Genomic DNA, 18,267 nt, shown 5'->3' on the forward strand with positions numbered 1-18,267 from the left:
AATTGGCGCCTTTATTGTAATCTTATTAGCTAAAGCAATTTGCTTTTATAAGATCAGTGATTATTTGTTGTGATGGTTTTATTTTTTCCATCGCTAAAAATTCATCAGGCTGGTGTGCTTGGTTAATTGAGCCTGGGCCCATTACAATCGTTTCACAACCGAGTTGCTGGATAAACGGCGCTTCAGTGCAGTAATTTACTGCGACCGCTTTTTGCCCCGCTATTTTTTCAGCCATTTTTACTAAAGCACTGTCGGTGCTCCCACTAAATGCCGGTATTGGTTCATGTAAATCAATAACGCTCACCGCATTTGGGTATTGCTGATTTATCTCTTTCGTTGCATCGAGTACTAATGCTTGTAGTTCTTGTACACTTAAACCTGGTAATGGGCGCATATCTATATGCATTTCACAGCAACCACAAATTCTATTCGCGTTATCGCCGCCATGAATATTACCTAAGTTTAATGTTGGATAAGGGATTTCGAAGTGCTTTATTGAATACTTATGCTTTAATTGTTCTTTTAAGATCATCAATTTTGTAATCACTTTATGCATTACTTCAATGGCGTTAAGACCACGTTCGGGATCGGAGCTATGCCCAGAGCGACCAACCACTCTTATTGCTGTACTCATATGGCCTTTGTGCATAAATACTGGAGTCATATCAGTAGGTTCGCCTATTATACAACGCGCAGGTTTTAAATTAGGGTGCTTACATATTTGTTGCGCACCAGCCATCGTAGTTTCTTCGTCGGCGGTGGCAAGGATTAAAATAGGCTGAGTTTGCTGCTTTTCATCAAGTTCACTAATCGCTTGTAATACAAAAGCAAAAAAGCCTTTCATATCAATACTTCCTAGCCCATACAATTTGTTATCGAGTTCGGTAAGTTTAAATGGATTATGATTCCAACGACTGTCATCAAAAGGCACTGTGTCGGTATGACCAGCTAGCATTAATCCGCCATCACCTTCTCCGCGTTTTGCTAATAAATTATAGCGCCCTTTACCTCCTTCTAATTCTATAATTTCACACGTAAAACCGATTGTTTCGCACCAACTGGCTAGGAGTTCAATTACGTTTTTATTGCTCATACACAGGTTGTCTTCAATCGCACTAATAGAAGGGGCTGCAATCAATTGTTGGTACATGGAAATAAACGAAGGCAAAGGCATAAAAAAATCCAAAATTATTATTCAATTTAATTGCATAACAATATAAAAGTATTTATGATGAATATCAATTCACTTTTTAAGCATAAATATATTAAAAGTAACGCCATGAAAATAATGCGACGATAATCAAAATTCATTAATAAAAAAGACTTAATTAGCGTCTAAGCTAGTTTAAGCGAACATTATAGATAAGTAGTAATTAATTTTAAGATAACGAGTAACAAATGAATGTAGTGATTATTGGCGCAAGCGGATACAGCGGCGCAGAGTTAGCAAGTTTAGTTGCTAAGCATCCAAACTTAACTTTAACAGGCTGTTATGTATCTGAGGGTAGCCTAGATAAAAATAAATTGCTAAGTGATTTATACCCAGAGCACCTTGGCTTACTAGACTGCCCTTTACTTCCTCTTAGCGTATCAGCTTTTGATGACATTCAAAGTGATGCTGATTACGTATGCTTATGTACCGATCACAAAGTAAGTGTTGATTTAGCGCCGCAATTTTTAGCTATGGGTAAAAAGGTATTTGATTTATCTGGTGGCTATCGTTTAGCAAGCAATGACGACTACGTTACTTACTATGGTTTTGAGCATCAACATCCAGAGCTTTTAAATGAAGCGGCTTACGGTCTAGCTGAGTGGAACCATGATGCTATCGCTAATGCAAAGCTAATTGCTGTTGCAGGCTGTTACCCAACGGCAGCGCTTAATGCGCTAAAACCGCTTAAGCAAGCAGGCTTATTGAGCAGCGAAAGTATTATTATTAATGCGGTTTCGGGCGTTACAGGCGCAGGGCGTAAAGCCAGTGTAGGAACGCATTTTTGTGAAGTGTCGCTTGCACCTTATGGTTTGTTTAATCATCGCCACGGCCCTGAAATTGAACAACACCTTGGCCACAAAGTGTTGTTTACACCGCACTTAGGTAATTTTCCGCGCGGTATTTTAGAAACTATTTATGTACAGCTTAAGCTAGGCGTTACCAAGGAAAACGTTGCATCGGCTTATCAAGTACTTTCGAGTGAGCCATTAATTCGTTTATTAGGCGATAAAGTACCTTCAATTAAAGGTGTAGCTAAGCAGCCATTTGTTGATATTGGCTGGCAGCAACAAGGAACGCAGTTAATTGTGATGTCTGCTATTGATAACTTATTAAAAGGCGCTGCTGGACAAGCTTTGCAGTGTATTAATATTTCTATGAATTTAGATCATACCACTGGTTTAAGAGGAGCGTTTTAAATGAGTAAAAAAACGTGGGTAATTAAATTAGGTGGTGCAGTACTTAATACAGAAAATGCAGCAAAAGCGTTGTTTGATGTATTAAATGAGCAAACAAATGATGAGTTTGTCATTGTACATGGCGGTGGCGCTTTAGTTGATACATGGTTAAAACAAGCGGGTTTTGCCAGTGCTAAACACCAAGGATTACGTATTAGCCCAGCAGAGCAAATGCCTTATATAGTCGGAGCACTCGCAGGTTGCGCTAATAAACAATTAATGACTCAAGCTATTAATGCTGGGCACAAGCCTGTGGGCTTAAGTCTTTTTGAGGCAGGTGTTACTGCCACTCAAAAGCTAAAAGCGCTTTGCTTAGTGGGTAAATGTAAAAGCAACGACGATTCTATTGTTAATGATTTACTTAAAATCGGTCGCCTACCCATTGTTAGCTCTATAGGCTTTGATGAGCAAGGGCTTTGGTACAACGTAAATGCAGATGAAGCAGCAGCGGCTATTGCTAGTAACTTAAATGCTGAGCTTATTTTTATGACGGATGTTGAAGCTGTGCTTGACGAAAATAAACAGCCGTTACATCAACTTGACACAAAACACATTGATACTTTAATTACAAATGGAGTAATTGTGGGCGGGATGGAGGTCAAAGTTAAGACCAGCCTTCACGCTGCCCAACATTTACGACGCGGTGTGTATATTTCCAGCTGGCAAAAGCCAGAAAATTTAACTGCTCTGCTACAAGGTGAGCATGTCGGAACTAAGATTACACCATAGGTTTATTATGTTTGAGAATTTTTTAACGGGTTTAGAGTTAGACCAAGAAGGCGCACTTAATTTATTAAAGTTAGCGCAAGATATAAAAGCAAAACCAGAAAAATATAGCAATGTATTAGCGGGAAAATCAATCGTAACATTGTTTGAAAAACAAAGTTTACGTACTCGCTTATCGTTTGATATAGGTATTAACCGCCTTGGTGGCCATGCAGTTTATTTAGATCAGCAAAATGGCGCTATGGGTGCACGTGAATCAATTAAAGATTTCGCACTTAATATTTCTACTTGGGCCGATGGTATTGTTGCACGCGTAAATCAGCACAGCACATTAACTACATTAGGTGAATACGCATCAGTACCGGTAGTAAATAGTTTGTGTGATTTATACCATCCATGCCAAGCTCTTGCTGATTTTTTAACGCTTCAAGAAGTTCACGGCGATGTGAGCGAGCTTAAAGTGGCTTACTTAGGTGAGGGCAACAATGTAACTCATTCATTAATGCTTTTAGCGGCAACGCTTGGCACTGATTTTGTTGCTGTAACGCCAAAAGGCAGCTCGCCTGATTCGCAAATCCTTAAAAAGGCAGAGCAAATAGCGGCAATGAATGGCGCATCAGTGATGGTAAGTGACCGTGTTGAAGCGGCTGTGGGTGCAAACGTTGTATATGCAGATACATGGGTATCAATGGGTGATACAACACCGCTTGAGCAAGTTAAAGAAAAATATATGCCTTATCAATTAAATCAGGCATTGCTAGATCAAACAGGTGCAACTACGGTATTACATTGCCAACCGGCACACCGTGAATTTGAAATTACCTCTGAGGTAATGGATGGTCCAGCATCGAAAATTATTCAACAAGCAGAGAATCGCATGCACGCGCAAAATGCTTTGCTAGTTACATTACTAAATCCAAATTTTGTTAAGGAACACCTATGAGTTCAATTAAAAAAGTCGTTTTAGCCTATTCTGGTGGTCTTGATACATCGGCTATCGTGCCATGGTTAAAAGAAAACTACGGTTGTGAAGTTGTTGCGTTTGTAGCGGATGTAGGTCAAGGCGCAGAAGAACTTGAAGGCGTAGAAGCTAAAGCAATCGCTTCAGGTGCTTCAGAATGTTACGTAGTTGATTTAAAAGATGAAATGGTAAGTGATTACATTTACCCAACACTTAAAACGGGCTCGATTTACGAAGGTACTTATTTACTAGGTACGTCTATGGCGCGTCCTATTATTGCTAAAGCACAAGTTGAAATTGCACGTAAAGTAGGTGCTGATGCACTTTCTCATGGTTGTACTGGTAAAGGTAATGACCAAGTTCGTTTTGAATCATGTTTTGCGGCCCTTGCTCCAGATTTAAAAGTAATTGCGCCATGGCGTGAGTGGGACTTATCGAGTCGTGAATCATTACTTGATTACTTAGCAGAGCGTGACATTCCGTGTTCAGCATCTGCTACAAAAATTTATAGCCGTGATGCTAACGCTTGGCATATTTCGCACGAAGGTGGTGAGCTTGAAGATCCATGGTGCCAACCAACTGAGCAAGTATGGACTTGGACTAACTCTCCAGAGCAAGCACCAGATAAATCAGAACTAGTAACTTTAAAAGTTGTTGAAGGCGAAGTGGTTGCTGTAAATGGCGAAGAACTTAAACCATATGACTGTTTAGTTAAATTAAACGATATTGCATCGCCTCATGGCGTTGGACGTGTTGATATTGTAGAAAACCGTTTAGTAGGTATGAAGTCACGCGGTTGTTATGAAACACCAGGTGGCACAGTAATTATGGCTGCGCTTCAAGCCATTGACGAGCTAGTGCTTGATAAAGCAAGCCGTAAGTGGAAAGAAGTACTGGGTGGCGAGTTCTCGCATTTAGTATACGACGGACGTTGGTTTACGCCTCTTAAAGATTCTATTTTAGCCGGTGCAGAAGCACTTTCTAAAGTGGCAACAGGTGAAGTGGTACTTAAGCTATATAAAGGTCAAGTAACTGCGGTTCAAAAGCAATCACCAAATAGCTTATACAGCGAAGCATTTGCTACATTTGGTGAAGATGATGTGTATGACCAGTCACACGCTGAAGGCTTTATTCGTTTATTCTCGCTTTCAAGCAGAATTTCAGCATTGGCTAAAAAGTAAATTATTTATAGCCCCTTATAAAAGGGGCATTACAGGGTTTGGAGAGATTTCATGGCATTATGGGGCGGACGTTTTTCTACGGGTCCAGATGAGGCGTTTAAGCAATTTAACGACTCTCTTCCCTTTGACTACCAGTTAGCAGAGCAAGATATTATTGGCTCTGTGGCATGGGCTGGTGCACTTGAACAGGTAAATGTACTTTCAAGTGATGAGCATACAAAATTAGTTGCTACATTAAATGAGCTACTTGAAGAAGTTAAAGCTGATCCACAATCAGTTGCTACTTCAGGTGCAGAAGACATTCATTCACATGTTGAAGCTGCTCTAATTGAAAAAGTAGGTGATTTAGCTAAAAAATTACATACAGGCCGAAGCCGTAATGACCAAGTTGCCACCGATTTTAGACTATGGTGCCGTGATACAGCCGATCATTTACTAGATGCCATTGCACAGCTAAAAGGCGAATTTGTAGCGCTTGCGGAGCGAGAGCTTGGCACAATATTGCCAGGTTACACGCATTTACAGCGCGCACAACCAGTATTGTTTAGCCACTGGTGTATGGCGTATGTAGAAATGCTAGAGCGCGATGAAAGCCGCCTGCAAGATGCTAAAGCGCGCATGAATTTTTGCCCATTAGGCAGTGGTGCATTAGCAGGTACAGCTTATCCGATTGATCGCCAAGCATTAGCCCACGGATTAGGTTTTACAGCGGCTACAAAAAATAGCCTTGATGGCGTATCTGATCGTGACTTCGTGTTAGATCTTTTAAGTTGTGCGTCTATTTCGATGATTCACTTATCTCGTATGTCTGAAGATCTGATTTTTTATAATTCGGGTGAAGCCGGATTTATAGAGCTTGCTGATAACGTCACGTCAGGCTCATCGCTCATGCCTCAGAAAAAAAATCCTGATGCACTCGAGCTTATTCGCGGTAAAACCGGACGTGTATTTGGTGCATTTAGCGCTATGATGATGACATTAAAGGCGCTGCCACTTGCATACAATAAAGATATGCAAGAAGACAAAGAAGGCCTGTTTGACGCTATGCCAACATGGCTTGCATGTATTCATATGGCGCAAGCGTGTATTAAAGGCGTAAAAGTAAATGGTGATAAAACGTTAGCAGCGGCAAAAGGCGGCCACGCTAATGCCACCGAACTTGCTGATTACTTAGTTGCTAAAGGTGTGCCATTTAGAGAAGGGCATCACATTGTGGGTGTACTTGTACAGCTTGCGATTAGCGAAGGTAAAACGCTTGAGGAGCTATCACTTGAGCAGTACAAATCAGTAAACACTGTATTTGAAGACGATGTTTACCCAGTACTTGAAATTGATGCGTGTATAAAAGCGCGTCAAGCGCTTGGTGGGACGTCTATTGAGCAAGTAACTAATGCTGTTAAAGAAGCCAAAAAAAAACAGCAAATAACGGTACGTGATGCAAATTTAGATGATGTAGAGGCAATTGCCACACTTATACAGCATTGGGCAACGGTAGGCGAAAACCTACCTCGTGCAAAAAGCGATATGGTGCACTCTATTAACGAGTTTGCAGTTACTGAAATAAATGGAAAAGTGTCAGGTTGTGCATCGTTATACATTTACGATACCGGCCTTGCTGAAATACGCTCATTGGGTATAGACCCAAAAAGTAAAGTGACGGGGCAGGGTAGACAGCTTGTAGAGCACCTACTTGCTAAAGCCAAAAAATTGGCACTTAACCGAGTTATTGTATTGACCCGTGTACCCGATTTTTTTGAACAACAGCGTTTTACTTTTTGTAGCAAAGACTCTTTGCCTGAAAAAGTAATGAAAGATTGTGAACTTTGCCTTCGTAAAGAAAATTGTGACGAAGTAGCAATGGAATATATTTTGAAGCTAAGTACACGTGCGGAGATCCCGTGTAAATACGTAGCTTAAACTCCCTGGATACAAAAAACGTACGGTTATCCCTGTGCGTTTTTTTATATTTGCAGTAAACTGGTCGGAGTTGTTTGGTTGGGTTATATTTTTTGAGTGAATTTTAATGCGTCAAAAAAAGTTGGCACATTGTTTGCTTTGTATAAGATAGATAGCAAAATAGCTATCACTGCTTAAAACAGGTAATGCATTTATCTACATAATAATGTGGTTAAAAGTTGCACCAAATATAATTAAAACTTTTATAAGGATCAATAACATGCAAGTTTCAGCTAATAGCCAATTACAAATGCAAGCATACAACAAAACACAACAATTAAAGCCTGCAATGGAACAAACTGCTAGCCCTAAAACCCTGCAATCTGATACAGTAAGCTTCTCTCAAGAGGCGATGACTGCTGCGAGTACTGATTTACAGCGTGGTGGAATTATAGTTCCTATAAAACCTAAATAATAAAAGGTTATGAATGTTTTTAACTGAGTTCTTTGGCTTTTTCTCTCTATCGGCCTTTACTATGTGGGGGTTTTTGATGGCCTTCTTTTTTAACGTATTTATTTACTCGATAGGCCTAAAAAGAGAAACAACACTATTACTCAGTTCTTTTATTATGATGGTTTCTTATACTGTATCAGACTATTTTTTTAATTGGTTGTCACTTAAAAGCACTGTTTATCTTGACTGGGCTCTTTATGATTATGCCACGGTTACTGCTTTGTTTCTAGCATACAAACTATTAAAGAAAACATCACCGTCTATGATGTATATAACTTCAGGACTAATAATAAATTCAATTTTTAGTTTGCTGATGTACGGTGATATATTTATAAATGAAACTAATGAACCCTGGTTCTTCTGGGATGTTTATACATTCACAGTTAATATCGTTGACTTTATTATGATTGTTGCATTAATAGTAGATCGAGATTTCCTAGGTCTTCATAAGTTAAAAAACAAAACCCTTAGCTACTTCAAATCAAACGATACCCACAAAGTAATCTAGTTTTAATGTACGTTACTGAACCCCTAATGGTTTATATACAAGCCTTCACTCAGTGGGGCTTTTTAATGGCCTTCCTGTATTGTTTGACCTCTACGATAAATAAAGAAAATAAGTCTCCTGTTTATTTATCTGCGCTTATGCTCTGCTCATATATTTCTAGTGGTTATATAAACTTATTAGAAGGTTTATATTTAAACTCGATGCTCTACGATTTTGTTACTATTTTAGCTTTATTAATTTTAGAGTACTTTAAAGTACTTCACCGCTCTATGGCTTTTCACTTCATCATCTTTGCGTTAATAATAAATGCTGTGCTTACCTTAATATTACATTACGATCTATACGTCTTGTATAACTATGAGCCTTGGTGGTATTGGAGTGTTTATTCTATTGGTGTAAATATGTTCGATGTTTTAATGATTTTGTCACTAGTATTCAACAAAAGTCTCAAAAATAATGGATAATATTCTAGTTAATCCAGCAATTTCTTTTTACATAGGTGCATTTGTACAGTGGGGCTTTTTAATGGCTTTTTTGTACTCATTAGTTATAAGTATTAACAAACCTCGAAAAGAAGCTGTATGGTTATCATTTGTTATGTCAATTTCTTACTCCTCAAGCCTGTTTATAGATATACAACACATATCGTATCTTCAGCTCTTTTTGTTTGATATAACAACTATTTTCGCCATTATTATTTTAAGGTTGTTCATTATTGAAAATCTTATATCGATCTACTTGTTGTTAGGGTTGATTATAAACTCATCATTATTTCTTGGTATGTATATAGATGTGTCAGTTTTTAATAATTACGAACCTTGGTGGTTTTGGTTTTTTTATTCAATTGTTATTAATTTAGCCGACTTTATGATGCTAGCTATATTTTTTATAAACAAAGATTTTTTAGCTTTAGCTGCAATTAAAATATGGTTCCACAATAGTATTAAGAAAAGGAATAATAGTGGTAGCTGACATACTTTGGGCACTGGTAGATTTAGGATATAACGTAGCAATACTATTTACATGGTTCTTCCTAATCGCATTTTTATATAACCTATCAGCGAGTATTAATAAAAATGATAAAAGTAGAGCGCATCTTTCATTTATAATGATGGTTTCATATATATCTAGTCTTTTTATGGATCCACTGATTGAAAATCCTCACCTAAATTACTTCTATTATGATCTTGCTACTATTAGCGCCCTGATACTTTGGCGATTTATATATAAAAAATTAGTACCAATTGCTTTTGACTATTTAATTGTAGGGCTTTTTATTAATGCATGTTTATTTTTAGGTATGCATTACGATATTGAAATTGCAGGTACTCTTTACTATTGGTGGTTTTGGACAGTTTATATTTTTGGAATGTATTTTGTCGACTTTACAATGGCATTGGTATTAATCATCAATAAGGATGTTTTAGGCTTAAACAAGCTTTTAAGGTGTGTTAGAGGGTTAAGTTTAGATCGCTGAGGCAGTAAAGCTCAACTTAAAAGAAGAGTGATTTTGTGCATTTTTTATGTTGCCGTTATATGTTAAGCGGTACAATAACGGTTTATATAGTGTTGGGGTGAGATGATTGAGCTACTTTTAAATACAAATATCTCTTTTTATATAGGTGTTTTTGTACAGTGGGGCTTTTTTATATTCTTTAGTAAGCTCTATAAATAGCGCAGATAAAAGCATTGTTTGGCTATCTTTCATCATGGCACTTTCTTACTCTTCTAGTATGTTTATTGATATGGATTCGATAACTTACTTCGATTTTTTCTTATTCGATAGTATTACTCTATTTGTTATTATTTTATCTGGCTTTTTTATAAAGATTAGCGGTGTATACATTTATTTATTATTTGGTTTAGGTATAAACACCTTATTATTTTTTGCAATGTATATAGATAATGATGTTATGCACCATTATGAATTTTGGTGGTTTTGGTGGGTGTATATAGTAGGTATGAATTTTACAGATTTGACCATGGTTTTGGTTTTCTTTATAGGTAAAGATGTTTTAAAACTTGCTTGGTTAGAAGGAAAGCTAAACAAAGTGTTTAATAAAAGGACCTATTAGTAATGGTTTTCAGTGCTAACAGGCCTTATTTATTATTAACTGGTACCACAGCCCAGTTTAGTTTTTAGAGCTTTGACAATTACAGGATCTACAAACTCGCTTACATCACCATTGTGACGTGCTACTTCTTTAACAAGCGTTGATGAAATAAATGAATTTCGCTCTGCGGGTGTTAAAAATACACTTTCTAAATCAGGATTCAGGCGGCGGTTCATGTTAGCTAATTGAAATTCATAGTCAAAATCAGATACAGCCCTAATACCACGAATAAGCACATTAGCATTGTGATCGCGCGCAAGGTCAGCCAATAAGCCAGAAAAACCAATGACCTTAACATTATCTAAGTGACTTAAAATAGAGTTTGCAAGTTCAACACGTTCTTCAAGGTTAAAACAGGGTTTTTTACTTGGGTTGTTCGCAACCGCAACTAATACGGTATCAAACATTTTAGCTGCACGTTGAATCAGATCTGTATGACCATTGGTTAGTGGATCAAAGGTGCCCGGGTAAATTGCAATAACTTTCATAATGTTCACTATTTATGATTTTAGCGCTAGTTTAACAGTGTTTATGCCACAAAGCAGCCTAGCTAATAAAGCATATAAACACTTACTTTCTTTGAGCAGGTCAGTCCAAGGTTTGAGTGTTTTAATGATTCATATTTGTTTATACTGTTTACCTCTTTTGAGTGTAATGTAGCCTATAGATAATTTGAGTATTAGCATATGAATACCAAGGATAAAATAATACACACCAGTATTTTGTTGTTTAACGAAAATGGTGAGCGTGCAATAACGACAAATCATATTGCATCAAACTTAGGGATGAGCCCGGGTAATCTTTATTATCATTTTAAAAATAAAGAAGACATTATCCGTCATATTTTTGCGCTGTATCGTGATCATTTAAATACTCACTTTAAACCTATTAATAAAGATGATGATGCATTTAATCATTTAACGGCTTATTTAGATTCGTTATTTGAATTGATGTGGCGTTACCATTTTTTTTACGACAATCTTGGCGATATACTCGCCAGAGACACTGAGCTAAAACAAGCTTACATTGATTTTCAGTTAGAGTTATTAGAGCAAGTTCGTAAAATTATTCTAGGTCTTCGCGATAGTGAAATGATTGCTATTGATGAGCAAGATGTCATTGATTTAGCCCATACACTAAAGTTAACTGTTAGCTTTTGGACGCCTTATATTAAGGCTCGTAGGCCAAGCGGTACCCTTGCTGAGCAAGATATATATCACGGTATTTTAAAAGTACTTACATTATTTAGAGCGTACAGTACCGATAAAAGTATTGATAAAATGAACCTGCTACGCGAAAAGTACACCGAGTTAGCGCAACAAGCCCCAACAGTTGTTTAGCCGTTGCCCTTTGGTTGTTTCCTAGACGCTGATTTTTTTGCTATAATCGCGCGCCAAATGCCTGGGAGCGCGAATTCCCGCAGTCTAAGAGTGAACTATGCTTAAATTTATCGTCAAACTACATCCTGAAATAGCCATCAAAAGCCGTTCGGTCCGTAAACGCTTTACTAAAGTGTTAGAAAATAACATTAAAATTGTATTGCGACGTCTTGACGAAAAAGTACAAGTAAGAAATAACTGGGATAATATTTCAGTTGTTACAAAGCTTGAAGATGCACAAGTTCGCCTTGATTTTATCGACAGCCTTAAACGCATACCTGGTATCGTTCAGTTTATTGAAGTAACTGAAACGCAATTTGAAACTCTCGATGATATCTATCAAAAAACAATAGCGTTAGTGGGTCACACAATTGTGGGTAAAACTTTTTGTGTGCGTGCTAAGCGTATAGGCCAACACGACTTTACCTCGACTGATTTAGAGCGTTATGTTGGTGGTGGGCTAAATCAACATATTGAAGGCGCAAGCGTTAAGCTTAGCCGTCCAGAAGTAACAATACGATTAGAAGTAAAAGACGATAAAGCTTACATTGTTTCGCAAACGCATTTTGGTATGGCGGGCTTTCCACTACCAACGCAAGAAGACGTGCTTTCGCTTATGTCGGGTGGTTTTGACTCTGGCGTAGCAAGTTACCAAATGATTCGTAAAGGCGCACGTACGCACTTTTTATTCTTTAATCTAGGTGGCGCAGCGCACGAGATTGGTGTTAAGCAAGCGAGCTATTTTTTATGGAAAAAATACAGCTCAACACATAAAGTGAAATTTATAACAGTTGATTTTGAACCTGTTGTTGCTGAAATTCTAGAAAACGTTGAAAACAGCCAAATGGGTGTTGTGCTTAAACGTATGATGATGCGAGCAGGAAGTGTAGTGGCTGAAAAGTTAAACATTCAGGCGCTTGTCACTGGTGAAAGTATTGGCCAAGTATCTAGTCAAACATTAGCGAACTTAAGCGTGATTGACCGCGTTACTGAAACGCTTATTTTACGCCCGCTAATTCAAAATGATAAACAAGAAATTATTAATCTTGCTCGCCAAATTGGTACAGCTGAAATGGCTGAAACAATGCCTGAATATTGTGGTGTTATTTCTAAAAAGCCGACAGTTAAAGCCAAAATTGAAGTAATAGAAGCCGAAGAAGAAAAGTTCGATTTTGATGTGCTAGATACCGTAGTAAATAACGCGCGCATAATGGATGTACGCGATATTGACGTAGAAGCAAAGCAAGAGCTAAAAGAGGCTGAGTCGGTTGCTGATTTACCTGAAGGCTCTGTAGTAATTGATATTCGCTCACCAGAAGAAGAAGAAGCTGCACCGCTTGCAATCGAGGGTGTTGAAGTGGTGCATTTGCCGTTCTTCCGTTTAGCTACTAAGTTTGGTGATTTACCAAAAGACACTGACTACTATTTATATTGTGACAGAGGCGTAATGAGCCAACTACAGGCACTTATGCTGCACGAACAGGGCTTCGAAACTGTAAAAGTTTATCGCCCGTAAAGTTAAAAGCTTATATAAGCGTGGTTTATACCACGCTTTTTTTTGCCTGAATTTTGACTAACAACTCATCGTTGTAAGGCGTTGGAATACTGTGAAGTTTACCTTGTTGGCTAATATAGCCACATATAGCTGATATTTCAGTTTCTCTATTGTGAGCTATATCTTGCTGCATTGATGAGTAATTATTTGCGGTTAACTCCATTATTTTATAAGCGGTATTGAGAGCTTTAATTAATGGGATATTAAGCCCTTGAGCCTTTGCAATATTGCATGCTTCAGTGAGTGCATTAAAAATTATTGTATTGTACTTAGGTGCACGTAATTCGCCATTTTTTACATTACTTAAAGCGCTTAATGGATTAATGGCAATATTGACGAGTAGCTTTTCAAAACGAAGCTGCTGAATGTTATTAGTAAACTTTAGGTTGGGTATTACTTTAAAAATATCAGCTATTGGCGCACTATTTTGAAGTGCAAGCTCATTACAGCCACCAATAACGCTTTGTCCTTCACCTGTGTGTTGCACAATATATTGGTTTGATTTAAAGCCCGCTATGCTTGTCGTTAAAAAGTAGAGTGTTTGATGGGTGTTTAGCTGGTTATTTATCTCATCAACGTTGCCCATTCCATTATGCGAAAGTACAACAGAGCAATGTGTTGGTAAAAATGGCTTTATTTGAGAAAACGCATCAAGCACTTGAAAAGCTTTAACGGTAAATAAAATTACATCAAATTCAGTTGCTTTATCTAGCTGATTTAATGAAATAAATTTAGCGTCAATTTTTTTTGATGCACCCTTAGCTCTGCTGTAAAAGCGGGTGTTTGTTGGGTTTTTACGAGTTAAAACACTGACATTATGCGATGCGCTCAAAAAGTGGCCCAGCAATAAGCCAATAGCGCCATCGCCAACGATTAAAATATTAGCCATGTGGGTTCTTTTTTCGAGGTGTAAAAATTACTCTAAGTAAAAAGTAGCTTGCAGCCCCTGCAAAATCAGCAAAAAAATCACCAAGTGATGCTTGCCTATAAGGAAGTGCGTCTTGCATTATTTCTATCGAGGCGCCATAGCCTGCTAATAAGAGTATTTGAGCATATAAAGGAAGCTTAAAAGCCTTATCCATTATTATGGCTAATATAAAAAAAATCCCAAAATGGGCGACTTTATCAACATGAGGGAATAAATTTACAACGCCACCTTTTATTTCTTTAGCAAATAAAAAGGTGAAAGCCACTATGCTGATTAAAAAAACTGCTTGATAAACACGCCTTGTCACGACAAATCCTAAAATCGCTTAAAAAAGAGGCGCAAGTATATCAAACTAATTTAGTATCGCACCTGAACAAGATGCAGAAAAATGTAAAGATTTATAATTTTAGCGTTATAATTGCCACATAAAATTAAGATTAAATAGTTAGGAGTATACTAATGCCTTCATTTGATATTGTATCTGAAGTAGAAATGAACGAAGCTAAAAATGCGGTTGATAACGCAAACCGTGAACTAGAGACTCGCTTTGATTTTAGAGGCGTTGATGCATCTATTGAGCTAAACGATAAAACAATTAAGCTTAAAGCAGAAGCTGACTCTCAAGTTATGCAGTTGTTCGATATTTTAGCGGGAAAAATTTCAAAGCGCGGTATGGATGTAGCTAGTTTAGAACTTCAAGATATTAGCCGTGCAGGAAAAAATGTATTTCGTAACGTTGGGTTAAAGCAAGGTATCGAAAAAGACATGGCCAAAAAAGTGGTTAAAGCCATTAAAGATTCAAAAGTTAAAGTACAAGCCGCTATTCAAGGCGAAGAAGTACGTGTGACAGGTAAAAAGCGTGACGATCTTCAAGAGGCAATGCAGGTAGTACGCAGTGCCGATTTAGGTCAGCCTTTTCAGTTTAAAAACTTTCGCGACTAATTTATAAACTGTTTTTAATAAAAGTGCTTTAATTTGTCTATATTTGCAGACAGATTAAAGCTACTTAATCTTTTACAGCTTTCCCACCTTATCCTCTCGTAGTTCTGCATGTATTAATCCACTTTTTGATATTTAAGCTATTATATTTAATTGAATATAATAAAAACTTCACTCTAGAAGGTATTAAAATGAGACCCCATCAATTATTTCTGTTATTTGTTTTGCTTATATTTGCCAAGCCAAGCTTATCAAAGCCAGTTGATATTGATGTATTGGTCGAAGATGGCTACTTTCCGATTATTATTAACGCGCAAAAAAAGCAGGGCTTTGCTCCTGAGTTTATTAATATTTTAAACGACGCACAGGAGGAATTTAACTTTATACTTATTTCTTTACCTGTAAAAAGGCTTACTTTGTCTGTTGAAAAAAATAACTTCGACGTTTTATTTTTAATGGCAATGCAATGGTTGCCAAAAAAAACGCAGAAAAATATTGAAAAAACTGAATTTTATACCATCACCAAAAACGAGCTTTATACACTCAAAGAGAATGCGTCAGAGCAAACTTATTTTGACAATCTGGACAAATTAACCAAAGTTGGGGTTTTAGGGTACTCGTATCAATTTGCAGGATTTAATACAAATGCCGAATACTTGAGAGAAGAGCACCAGGTAAGCCTAACAATTGATGAATTCAATGTAGTTGAAATGCTGCTATTAAGGCGCGCTGAAGTCGGGGTTTTAAACAGTATTGCTTATCAGTATTTTAAAAAGCAGAATATCTTAAATATGGATTTACTATTTAAGAGTGACGTACCAGATGCAGTGTATGAAACACATTTTTTGATTAACTCACAATCAAATAAAATATCTAGTCGTAAAATGGATGAAATATTAAATTTACCTACTACACAAATGCAACTTCAGAAGCTACTTGATAAGTACGGTATTACTTCAAGCTATAATAATACAGCACTGAACTGAAATAGCTTTTAGCTATATAGACGTCCATTGACATTTGTAAACAAAATGCTCACAATGACGGCATATTTTCAAGGTGCTTGCTAGTCACTTCATGTAATGATTTTTTTAGCAGGATAATCGGGAAGTTGGTGAGTTTTCATGATGACTACAAGCCCAACACTGCCCCCGCAACGGTAAAGTATTGCATGTTTTTATATGCTTACTGAGTCCGGAGACCGGCCTTGATGCAATCTTACTTACTTAAATCTTTGCGGTGGGCAAAGGTAGGGGACCTCATGTTAAACAAAACAACTCTAGGCGTTGCAATTTCTGCTGCGCTTTCATTTTCTGTGTCTGGTGCAGAGCAATCAATTGAAAAAATAACCGTTACAGCTAATAAGTTTGAGCAATCAATTAACGACGTTTTAGCGAGTGTAAATGTTATTGAACGTGCTGAAATAGAAGCTAGTAACGTACGCGATTTACCTACACTTTTAAGCACGCGAGTGGGTTTTCAGGTTAATCCAAACGGTGGTTTTGGTCAAAATACAGGTGTGTCACTTCGTGGTACGGGCTCTGGCGATACGTTGATTTTAATTGACGGTGTACGTACAGGCTCAGCAACACTAGGTCAAAAAGCATTAAATAATGTCCCTCTAAATAGTATTGAACGCATAGAAATTATTAAAGGCTCTCGCGCGGCTGTTTATGGCTCTGATGCACTCGCTGGTGTTATTAATATTATTACGCGTGAGTCAGATAACTTATCCCTAAGCGCTACATTTGGTTCTGACTCTTATCAAAATTATCAAGTTGCAGGCTCTGTAAAATCAGATGATATAACAACAGCATTTAACGCAGGCTTTGAAAAAACAGATAACTTTGATGTACTGCAAGGCGTAGCACCTGATGAAGATGGCTATGAAAATAAAAACCTTGGTTTTAAAATAAACTACACCGATGCACATTACGGCGACTTTAAGTTATTAGGCCAATACAGTGAAGGCTATGCAGATTACGACAGTCGCTTTAGCCCTGCAGACAGCACGATTGAACGAGATGATTTTAAAAACTATCAACTTTCTGCAGGTTGGAGTAAAAACTACACTAACCAAACGCATAGTATTGATTTAGCGCTTTCAACAGATGATTCAGATAACACTTATGTTGATTTTTCAGTTGGGCCAACAACAAGTACATTTATAACTAAACGCACACAAATTGATTATAACGGCCAGTACCTGTTATCTAATGAACTTAACATTAGTGGTGGTATTAATTGGTACAACGATGATGTGTCGCATAGTTCGCAACTATTTGTTGAAGACAGCCGCGATGTACTTGCTGTGTTTGTAGGTGCTTACTACGATGCAGATAAAGTATTGGCTAATTTAACTGTTCGCCAAGATGATGACGAGCAATTTGGCGATGAAACAACGTATACAGCCGCTGCAGGTTATCATTTATCTGAAGATGCAACATTTCGTATAAGCCAAAGTACTGGCTTTAAAGCTCCTACATTTAACGATTTATATTATCCACTTTATGGTAACCCTGATTTACAACCTGAAAAATCAGTAAACCGTGAGTTAGGTTTGAGTGTAGATTTTGATATAGCGCAAGTTGATATTGCAATATTTAGAAACGATATAGAAGATAAGATTGATTACGATGCAAACTTTGCATTGGCTAATATCGATGAAGCACGTTACGAAGGGGTTGAATTTAGCTTATCTCAGCAGTTTTTTGGTTTTGATAGCAACCTTAACTTTGCTTACTTAAGCGCTGAAGACGAAGAAACGGGCGCAGAGTTGCGTAATGTTGCTAAACGTACTTTTAACTGGGAACTTGCAAAACAGTTTGGTGCTTTTGACGCAAGCTTAGACATGCAATACCGTAGCGACCGACAAGGTGCTGTGACGCGCTTAGGCTCTTATACACTCTGGAACCTAGCGAGTAATTATCAAGTAAATGAACATATTGAAGTTTCGCTTCGTGTAGAAAACTTATTTGATAAAGAATATAACGCTGTTGATTCAAACACTGATTTTACAACGGGTGAAGTGTATTACTACAACACGGCAGAGCGTCGCTTTTTTGCAGGCGCAAGCTACCAGTTTTAACGGTATTTATTAATATTAAAAAGCCCGACT

General features: G+C 37.5%; 18 protein-coding genes and 1 riboswitch. Of the genes, 14 read left to right on the top strand and 4 right to left on the bottom strand.

The genetic code is table 11. The features are described 5' to 3' along the window. Positions 1 to 25 precede the first annotated feature (25 nt). Positions 26 to 1,174, bottom strand: coding sequence for an acetylornithine deacetylase (gene argE / locus FFU37_RS02565; RefSeq protein WP_138488643.1), 1,149 nt, complete (start codon positions 1,172 to 1,174; stop codon positions 26 to 28). Positions 1,175 to 1,398: 224 nt separating this feature from the next. Between argE and argC the strand changes: the two genes are divergently transcribed. The 9 genes from argC (at position 1,399) to FFU37_RS02620 (ending at position 10,309) form a co-directional block, all read left to right on the top strand. Next, positions 1,399 to 2,409 carry an N-acetyl-gamma-glutamyl-phosphate reductase gene (argC, locus tag FFU37_RS02570; RefSeq protein WP_138488644.1) on the top strand — a complete coding sequence of 337 codons (1,011 nt, stop codon included), beginning with the start codon at positions 1,399 to 1,401 and terminating at the stop codon, positions 2,407 to 2,409. After that, positions 2,410 to 3,177, top strand: coding sequence for an acetylglutamate kinase (gene argB, locus FFU37_RS02575; protein ID WP_138488645.1), 768 nt, complete (start codon positions 2,410 to 2,412; stop codon positions 3,175 to 3,177). Positions 3,178 to 3,184: 7 nt separating this feature from the next. After that, entirely contained in the window at positions 3,185 to 4,117 is a 933-nt protein-coding gene (locus FFU37_RS02580; protein WP_002958764.1) for an ornithine carbamoyltransferase, read from the top strand. Beyond that, positions 4,114 to 5,316 (top strand): argininosuccinate synthase, encoded by a 1,203-nt coding sequence (locus FFU37_RS02585; protein WP_007377844.1) that lies wholly within the window; start codon positions 4,114 to 4,116, stop codon positions 5,314 to 5,316. The genes FFU37_RS02580 and FFU37_RS02585 overlap by 4 nt, the downstream gene beginning before the upstream one ends. A gap of 51 nt (positions 5,317 to 5,367) precedes the next feature. Further along, entirely contained in the window at positions 5,368 to 7,233 is a 1,866-nt protein-coding gene (gene argH, locus FFU37_RS02590; RefSeq protein ID WP_138488646.1) for an argininosuccinate lyase, read from the top strand. A 259-nt stretch (positions 7,234 to 7,492) separates the two neighbouring features. Continuing rightward, the gene (locus tag FFU37_RS02595; RefSeq protein ID WP_138488647.1) at positions 7,493 to 7,687 is read left to right on the top strand and encodes a hypothetical protein; all 195 of its coding nucleotides are present in this window, start codon (positions 7,493 to 7,495) and stop codon (positions 7,685 to 7,687) included. Positions 7,688 to 7,700: 13 nt separating this feature from the next. Beyond that, positions 7,701 to 8,234: a hypothetical protein gene (locus FFU37_RS02600; protein ID WP_138488648.1), complete on the top strand. Its 534-nt coding sequence runs from the start codon at positions 7,701 to 7,703 to the stop codon at positions 8,232 to 8,234. A 961-nt stretch (positions 8,235 to 9,195) separates the two neighbouring features. Continuing rightward, positions 9,196 to 9,711 (top strand): hypothetical protein, encoded by a 516-nt coding sequence (locus FFU37_RS02615; protein ID WP_138488651.1) that lies wholly within the window; start codon positions 9,196 to 9,198, stop codon positions 9,709 to 9,711. A 232-nt stretch (positions 9,712 to 9,943) separates the two neighbouring features. Next, positions 9,944 to 10,309, top strand: coding sequence for a hypothetical protein (locus tag FFU37_RS02620; protein WP_239022711.1), 366 nt, complete (start codon positions 9,944 to 9,946; stop codon positions 10,307 to 10,309). A 35-nt stretch (positions 10,310 to 10,344) separates the two neighbouring features. Here the strand turns inward: FFU37_RS02620 and coaD are convergent, their stop codons facing one another. Then, entirely contained in the window at positions 10,345 to 10,836 is a 492-nt protein-coding gene (gene coaD, locus FFU37_RS02625) for a pantetheine-phosphate adenylyltransferase (RefSeq protein ID WP_138488652.1), read from the bottom strand. Between the two features lie 198 nt (positions 10,837 to 11,034). On the opposite strand from coaD, the gene FFU37_RS02630 reads away from it, so the two are divergent. Continuing rightward, the gene (locus FFU37_RS02630) at positions 11,035 to 11,688 is read left to right on the top strand and encodes a TetR/AcrR family transcriptional regulator (RefSeq protein WP_002958757.1); all 654 of its coding nucleotides are present in this window, start codon (positions 11,035 to 11,037) and stop codon (positions 11,686 to 11,688) included. Positions 11,689 to 11,785: 97 nt separating this feature from the next. After that, complete coding sequence (gene thiI / locus FFU37_RS02635) at positions 11,786 to 13,243, top strand: tRNA uracil 4-sulfurtransferase ThiI (protein WP_138488653.1); 1,458 nt, start codon at positions 11,786 to 11,788, stop codon at positions 13,241 to 13,243. A 25-nt stretch (positions 13,244 to 13,268) separates the two neighbouring features. On the opposite strand, the gene FFU37_RS02640 is transcribed toward thiI, so the two are convergent. Both FFU37_RS02640 and FFU37_RS02645 read right to left on the bottom strand, forming a co-directional pair. Next, positions 13,269 to 14,171: a ketopantoate reductase family protein gene (locus FFU37_RS02640; RefSeq protein WP_138488654.1), complete on the bottom strand. Its 903-nt coding sequence runs from the start codon at positions 14,169 to 14,171 to the stop codon at positions 13,269 to 13,271. Then, on the bottom strand, positions 14,164 to 14,517 hold the full coding sequence (locus tag FFU37_RS02645; RefSeq protein ID WP_002958754.1) for a VanZ family protein: 354 nt from the start codon (positions 14,515 to 14,517) through the stop codon (positions 14,164 to 14,166). Before FFU37_RS02645 ends, FFU37_RS02640 begins: the two co-directional genes overlap by 8 nt. Positions 14,518 to 14,669: 152 nt before the next feature. On the opposite strand from FFU37_RS02645, the gene FFU37_RS02650 reads away from it, so the two are divergent. From FFU37_RS02650 to FFU37_RS02660, 3 genes are all read left to right on the top strand, one after another. Beyond that, positions 14,670 to 15,152, top strand: coding sequence for a YajQ family cyclic di-GMP-binding protein (locus FFU37_RS02650; protein WP_002958753.1), 483 nt, complete (start codon positions 14,670 to 14,672; stop codon positions 15,150 to 15,152). Between the two features lie 188 nt (positions 15,153 to 15,340). Continuing rightward, complete coding sequence (locus FFU37_RS02655) at positions 15,341 to 16,135, top strand: transporter substrate-binding domain-containing protein (RefSeq protein WP_138488655.1); 795 nt, start codon at positions 15,341 to 15,343, stop codon at positions 16,133 to 16,135. Positions 16,136 to 16,189: 54 nt separating this feature from the next. Then, positions 16,190 to 16,373: riboswitch (cobalamin riboswitch) on the top strand. A gap of 37 nt (positions 16,374 to 16,410) precedes the next feature. Then, positions 16,411 to 18,237: a TonB-dependent receptor domain-containing protein gene (locus tag FFU37_RS02660; protein ID WP_138488656.1), complete on the top strand. Its 1,827-nt coding sequence runs from the start codon at positions 16,411 to 16,413 to the stop codon at positions 18,235 to 18,237. Positions 18,238 to 18,267 lie beyond the last annotated feature (30 nt).

The organism is Pseudoalteromonas distincta (genome assembly GCF_005877035.1).
Taxonomy (GTDB): domain Bacteria; phylum Pseudomonadota; class Gammaproteobacteria; order Enterobacterales; family Alteromonadaceae; genus Pseudoalteromonas; species Pseudoalteromonas distincta.

Coding starts and splice junctions, on each gene's coding strand:
- coaD (WP_138488652.1), bottom strand. CDS start 10,836: ATGAAAGTTATTGCAATTTACCCGGGCACCTTTGATCCACTAACCAAT.
- FFU37_RS02585 (WP_007377844.1), top strand. CDS start 4,114: ATGAGTTCAATTAAAAAAGTCGTTTTAGCCTATTCTGGTGGTCTTGAT.
- FFU37_RS02600 (WP_138488648.1), top strand. CDS start 7,701: ATGTTTTTAACTGAGTTCTTTGGCTTTTTCTCTCTATCGGCCTTTACT.
- argB (WP_138488645.1), top strand. CDS start 2,410: ATGAGTAAAAAAACGTGGGTAATTAAATTAGGTGGTGCAGTACTTAAT.
- FFU37_RS02580 (WP_002958764.1), top strand. CDS start 3,185: ATGTTTGAGAATTTTTTAACGGGTTTAGAGTTAGACCAAGAAGGCGCA.
- FFU37_RS02655 (WP_138488655.1), top strand. CDS start 15,341: ATGAGACCCCATCAATTATTTCTGTTATTTGTTTTGCTTATATTTGCC.
- argC (WP_138488644.1), top strand. CDS start 1,399: ATGAATGTAGTGATTATTGGCGCAAGCGGATACAGCGGCGCAGAGTTA.
- thiI (WP_138488653.1), top strand. CDS start 11,786: ATGCTTAAATTTATCGTCAAACTACATCCTGAAATAGCCATCAAAAGC.
- FFU37_RS02630 (WP_002958757.1), top strand. CDS start 11,035: ATGAATACCAAGGATAAAATAATACACACCAGTATTTTGTTGTTTAAC.
- argH (WP_138488646.1), top strand. CDS start 5,368: ATGGCATTATGGGGCGGACGTTTTTCTACGGGTCCAGATGAGGCGTTT.
- FFU37_RS02640 (WP_138488654.1), bottom strand. CDS start 14,171: ATGGCTAATATTTTAATCGTTGGCGATGGCGCTATTGGCTTATTGCTG.
- argE (WP_138488643.1), bottom strand. CDS start 1,174: ATGCCTTTGCCTTCGTTTATTTCCATGTACCAACAATTGATTGCAGCC.
- FFU37_RS02660 (WP_138488656.1), top strand. CDS start 16,411: ATGTTAAACAAAACAACTCTAGGCGTTGCAATTTCTGCTGCGCTTTCA.
- FFU37_RS02595 (WP_138488647.1), top strand. CDS start 7,493: ATGCAAGTTTCAGCTAATAGCCAATTACAAATGCAAGCATACAACAAA.
- FFU37_RS02650 (WP_002958753.1), top strand. CDS start 14,670: ATGCCTTCATTTGATATTGTATCTGAAGTAGAAATGAACGAAGCTAAA.
- FFU37_RS02620 (WP_239022711.1), top strand. CDS start 9,944: ATGGCACTTTCTTACTCTTCTAGTATGTTTATTGATATGGATTCGATA.